A 5,926-nucleotide genomic window follows, 5' to 3' on the forward strand; every position below is an offset into this window, starting at 1 on the left:
AATTCCGAGCGTCTCGGACCATCCCGCGGTTTCCTCCCTCGAGGCTTATCCGACGCCTGCCCACACGCGCCGCGGCACACTCACAGCCATGTGAATGAGGGCAGACGTCGAATAACCCTTAACGACAGTACTCATCCACAGAAGCCGCCCGAAAGCGGCCGTCGACGATTTTCAACGGTCGCTCTACAGGACCTTCATTGAACTGGTGCTCTCGGCCACCTTCTGCCATTCGCCGGCGTGTCCCCCAGACACTCAAACGCCCGCTCCGGTCAGGGTAGCCGACATTCACGGCTATGTGGCAGGCGCGACGGTATGACGTTAAAGCCGTTCACGGGCTGCAGTTCCTGGAAACATGGCAGGCACACCTGCAAGCGTGTCGCTGATTCATCGCAGCTTGCTCGGTGCGTCTTGCCGATCCCTCCATAGCGGAAGGCATTTTAATGTTCGCTAACCTTGGGACCAGCGAGAATTTGCGTCCCGATAGTTTCACGATGGGTCTCACGTCGCAATCACATATTCGCGCCCCGCTCCCCGTTGAAAGTGTCTATATTTGTTGAGTGATTTTTTCGCCAGCTTTTCGAACTGTCGGTGGCATATCGCCGACGTCCCGCGCATTCCCGTTTCGACAGAAGTCGACCTGGTCTAAGGGGGAAATGGTGAAGCATAGGCAACTGAAAAGAATCCCGTTCGTACCGAGCAGGCGAATCCGGTGCACAGGCGCTTCGTCAGATATTCCAGTCCTATTGCCAATAACATCGTTCCTGAATGTCGCGATAAGGCAACCCGGCCAGTTGCCGGGACTGGCTGCGCTGCCTCTCGCTACATGGCTTGCGCTGGAAGCCCCCGTTGCGCGCCCTCCTGCGATCTGGCTAGCCGACCTGGCCCGGCGCGCCGTGGCAGGCCGGTCGCTCCAGGGCGGAGGCTTCACGCATCCGCGCTCATTCTGCTGAACCTCGCCGTGCTCGCCGCCCTGCAACCGTCGGAACGCGCGATGGCGCAGCCTCCCTGCATTGACTCAACCGGCGCCTTTGTTGCGGAGGAGATCGACGGCTGCGGTGGCTATGGCGGGGGTGCCACGACGGGTAATACGCCAAGCACCGGCGGTGCCAGCAATCCGCTTGGAGCAGGCACGAACGGCTCTGGTGCTGCGACCACGAGCGGCGGTTCCGGAGGCGGAGGCGGCGCCGGCGCCGGAACCGCCGGTGCCACTGGTGGCGCTGGTGGCGCTGGTGGCGGAACTGCCGGCGGCAGCGGCGGAAGCCAGGGTGCCAACGGCAACAACGGCGGCCCCAACAGTGGTGGCGGCGGCGGTGGCGCCGGCGCCCATGGGGTCCTGCCGTCGTCACTGGAGAACCCCGCAGGCGGCGTGATCGCCGGTGGAAACGGCGGTAATGGTGGCAATGGTGGCGTGCCGAGCGGGGCAGCGTCGATCGGCGGCGGCGGCGCGGGCGCTGGCGGTTATGGCCTCGTGATCAACAGCGGAGTCAGTCTCACCAACAACGGGCAGATCAACGGCGGAGCCGGCGGGACCGGCGGAAACGGCGGGGTGACCGGAAGCGGCAGCATTCAGGGATCGGCTGGCGAAGGCGGCGACGGCGGTTTTGGCGTTTTCGTCAATCTCAACGCCACCGGGGTCGGGCTAACCAATACCGGCACGATCCAGGGAGGCCGCGGCGGAAACAGCGGAAACGGAAATTTTACGGAGGGCGGTAACGGCAGCGCCGGCATCAGGGCAACCGCGGTGAACGCCACCCCGATCAATACCTTCAGCATCGAGAACAGCGGCACGATTCGCGGCGGCAATGGCGGCGACGCATCCCTGCCGACGCCAGGCGCTATCACCATTGGCGGCAATGGCGGCGCTGGCATCAGCGGCTCCAGTCTCACCATCACCGACAACAGCGGCGGCACGATTCAAGGCGGCAACGGCGGCGCCACGTTACGTGCCGGCAGCAGCGCGACGAGCAGCGGTGGGGTTGGGATCGTCGGCGACAATCTGACGATCTATAACAGCGGGAATATTATTGGCGGGTTCACCGGAGGGAACGTGCCGGGCGGTGTCAGCCCGTCGCAGGTCAATGCCATCACCTTCACCGGCGGCGCCAATTATCTGGAGCTACGTCAGGGCTTCGTTATCGGCGGAAATGTGGTCGTCCAATCGGGCGCATCAGGCACGCTGGCGCTTGGCGGCAGCAACAATGGAAGCTTCAGTGCGTCGAGCGTTGGCGCCGCTGCGCAGTACCAGGGCTTCACCGAGTTCGTGAAAACTGGCTCCAGCGTCTGGACGCTTACCGGCACGCCTGTGCAGGCTGGTACACCGTGGACATTGCTCGGCGGTGAGCTGTCGGTCGCAAGCGGCGTTAGTCTCGGCACCCCAGCGAACAGCGGACTGACTTTCAACGGCGGCATCCTCCAGGTTACAGGCACAGGCTACATAGCGATCGAGCCTACGCGAGGGATTACCTGGGCCGCGAACGGTGGCGGGTTCGACGTCGCAGACGGTGCCAATGTATTCACGGTCTCCCAGAACCTCGATAATGGCGGCCAGCTAACCAAGCTCGGCCTCGGCACACTGGTTTTGACCGGCAGCAACACCTATGTTGGCGATACGCTTCTTGGCGAAGGTACGATCAGCGTCGGCAACGGCTCGGCGCTCGGCAATGCATCTCAGTCCACCTTAAGGATGGCCAACGGGACGACGCTGTCCTTCACCAACGGCAACTTCACGGTCGCCAACAACATTGCTATCACCGGCACAGGCAACTTCACGCCACCCTCGGGCACAGTGCAGACGCTGTCAGGCACCATCTCCGACGGCACCTCGGCTGGCACGCTCGCAATGCAGGCCCCAGGTACGTTGGTGCTGGCTGCGGACAACAGCTACTCCGGTGGCACGACGATCTCCGCCGGCACGCTACAGGTTGGCGATGGTGGCTCGACCGGCAGCGTCGGCAGCGGCGCGATTCTCGACAACGGTGCGCTGGTCTTCCATCGCAGCGATACGGTGCTTGTTCCAGGAGCGATCACTGGCAGAGGAAACCTCACGCAGGACGGCGTGGATGGCGGCACGATAGTGCTCACAGGCGGCAACACTTACACCGGCGGCACCACGATCAGCGCCGGTACGCTGCAACTCGGTAACGGGGGCACCAGTGGTGGCATCGTGGGCAACGTCACCGACAACGGCACATTGGCCTTCAACCGCAGCGATACGGTCACCTTTGCCGGCAAGATTTCGGGCACCGGTGACCTCGCGCAGATCGGCTCCGGCACGACAATCCTGACCAACAGCAATCCCTACGCAGGTGGCACCACGGTCAACGCCGGCACGCTCGTCGTCGGCGACCCCGCACATCCGTCTGCGGCGCTGTCGGGGGGCGGGCCGGTCGTGGTGGAATCGGGCGCCACGCTGGGCGGTTTCGGTACTGTCACCGGGGCGGTGACCAATGACGGTATGGTAGCGGCCGGCAACGGCACGCCAGGGTTTGGCACGTCACCGGCGGGCACCTTCACCGTCATCGGCAACCTGCTCAATCGAGGAACGGTCAACCTGGCTTCGGATCCGATCGTCGGCAACGTACTGTCAGTGTCGAATGGCAACTATGCCGGGGCTGGCGGCAGGATGAACATCAATACGGTGCTCGCGGGCGATAATTCTCCGTCGGACAAGCTGGTGATCATAGGTGGCACCGCGACCGGCAATACACTGGTGCATGTCACCAACGCCGGCGGCGCCGGTGCGCTGACCGTCGCGAACGGCATTCCGGTGGTGGAAGCGATCGATGGGGGAACCACCGCGGCCGGGGCCTTCGGGCTAGCTGGCGAGGTGCGCGGCGGGGCATTTACTTACGACCTGTTCCGGGGCGGACACAACGGCAGCAACCCCGATGACTGGTTCCTGCGCTCGGATTTCCAGGTCGGGCCGTCGGAGGAGCCGGACCTCCCCCCCGGCGAAGTCCCGCCATCGGAGGAGCCAGGCATCCCCAATGGTGACGTCCTGCCCTTAGATCCGCCTCCGGCCGAACTGCCCCCGGGCGAATACCCGATTATCGGGCCGGAAATTGCCACCTACTCGGTGGTGCAGCCGCTCGCGAGACAACTGGGCCTCACCATGCTCGGCACGATGCACGAGCGCATCGGCGATACGCTCACCGATACCGGGGGCGGCACCAGCAGCGCAGGCATAGCCAACTCGGCCTGGGTGCGGGTGTTCGGACAGCAGATCGACAATCACTACGAGACCTACACCGATTCGCGTGCCAATGGCCGGATGGTCGGCGTACAGGCCGGCGTCGATCTCTGGCGCGGCAGCTTTCTGCCCGGCCATCACGATGCAACCGGCGTCTATTTCGCGTACGGCAACAGCAACGTCGACGTGGACGGTCTCATCACCAATGCGGACGCGACGGCCTATGTGCTGAGTCACACCGGCTCGGTCAACCTCAACGCGTATTCGGGCGGCGCGTACTGGACTCACTATGGCCCCGGCGGGTGGTATATCGACGCGATCCTGCAGGGCACCCACTACGACGGCGACGCGACGACACAGTTTGCACGGTTGCCCATCTCCGGTTCAGGGTTTGCCACTTCGCTGGAAGTGGGCTATCCGTTTCACCTGCCGCTTGGACCAGGCTTCGTGCTCGAGCCTCAGGCGCAGGTCATCTGGCAGCATATCGGGTTGAGTGAGAACAATGACGGGCTGGGTTCGGTCGATCCTGGTTCGACGTCAGGCGTGACTGGGCGGCTCGGGGTGCGTGGGCAGTGGAGCATCGAGCGCGCGAATGGGGAAGTGTGGCAGCCGTACCTTCGCGCCAACATCTGGCGGGATTGGGGCGCGCAAGCAACGACGACTTACTCTGGCGTGGAGCAGGTACCACTCGCGCAGCAATTCACGCGCATGGACTTTGCTGCCGGCGTGACCGCAAAGCTCGACGCACGCATGAGCCTGTACGGCCAGTTCGGCTATCAGTTCTCGATCAACAGTTCGGCGACCGGCAGCCGCAAGGGGGTCTGGGGCGACATTGGGCTGCGCTACTTGTGGTAACGCATTCTTCGCCAATGCTCACAATGGGCACGGAAAAGGAACAGGGCGACACGCATGGCCGGGTCGATCACGGCAGCCTGAAGTCTAGCTTGAGAACCCTCGCCGTCTGCTACCGAAGACTTGGCCGACTCGACGACACGATGAAATTAGAGGAACGGATCTCGCGAATCTGAAAATCGCTTCGCCGGTGGTAACACGTGCGGCATCTCCGAACATGCCACCTTGCGCTCGCCGCTGCTACCGCTGATGGCCGTGGCTGCGAGCGCTGACGAGCGTCCGCAAACGGATGTTCAAAGGTCGTAGGAGTGACGTTAGGAGCCGGTGAGGGATCGGCCGCAGATGGCCGACTTTTGCCGATCGCCGCTGATCGATGTCAGCGGCGCCGCCGAGGGCAGAACGCAACCCATAGCGGCCATTTTCAGGGTAATTTCGTTGGTTCGCGACTCGCTATCTTGCTTACGTCCGTAGAATTGCATGAGGCAGGTCGTTTACCTACATTACCAACCACCGGACGGCGAAGAGGAAAACATGCACTTCAGTGAGCGAACTTTCAAGGACGCACTTGGAGCGACAGTTATACAGAGCCGCCTAGGACTTCCACAAGGCAGGCAGGGATACGAGAAGCTCTTGTTTCCGGGTATCGAAGTGGGATTAGCCGGCTGGCAGAGATCGCACAGTCAAGGTGGTGGCACGGGATTTGAAAGCCCGCATGCTATTCGCTACGCCCCGGAAGAAGTGAATCAGCAGTTTCAGCGCCTAGGGAAACGCTGATTAATGAACTGTCGGATCGGCTTGCAGATCAAGACGCGTCAAATTTTCTGGATAACGAATCGAATCGACGCTCATTTCGGTGAATTTGGCTCGCAAACGAGCCCCTCTTCT

1 protein-coding gene is annotated in these 5,926 nt (G+C 62.7%); it reads left to right on the plus strand.

Translation table 11 applies throughout. The features are described 5' to 3' along the window. Positions 1-958 precede the first annotated feature (958 nt). Positions 959-5,044 carry an autotransporter outer membrane beta-barrel domain-containing protein gene (locus tag F6X40_RS40735; protein WP_316251895.1) on the plus strand — a complete coding sequence of 1,362 codons (4,086 nt, stop codon included), beginning with the start codon at positions 959-961 and terminating at the stop codon, positions 5,042-5,044. The last annotated feature ends 882 nt before the right edge of the window (positions 5,045-5,926 follow it).

Origin of the sequence: Paraburkholderia sp. UCT31 (assembly GCF_014397655.1) — a bacterium.
In the GTDB taxonomy this organism is placed as follows: domain Bacteria; phylum Pseudomonadota; class Gammaproteobacteria; order Burkholderiales; family Burkholderiaceae; genus Paraburkholderia; species Paraburkholderia tuberum.